Genomic DNA, 239 nt, shown 5'->3' on the forward strand with positions numbered 1-239 from the left:
CATCGGCGCTAGAGAGCTTAACTTCCGTGTTCGGTATGGGAACGGGTGTGACCTCTCTGCCATCATTACCAGACTTTATTCATTCAAGACAAGAATCATTATAACTCATTTACTTTTGAAAGTCAACAAGTTTTTTATATTCTTTCAAAACTAGATAACATCGCTTCATATTATATGGTTAAGTCCTCGATCTATTAGTATTCGTCAGCTCCACATGTCACCATGCTTCCACCTCGAAC

General features: G+C 38.9%; 1 rRNA gene. It reads right to left on the reverse strand.

The window, feature by feature from the left end:
• Positions 1 to 73: ribosomal RNA gene (gene rrf / locus JDS80_RS31070) — 5S ribosomal RNA — on the reverse strand; the annotation flags it as partial.
• Between the last annotated feature and the right edge of the window lie 166 nt (positions 74 to 239).

The organism is Bacillus cereus group sp. N8, from assembly GCF_016483685.1.
Classification (GTDB): Bacteria; Bacillota; Bacilli; order Bacillales; family Bacillaceae_G; genus Bacillus_A; species Bacillus_A proteolyticus.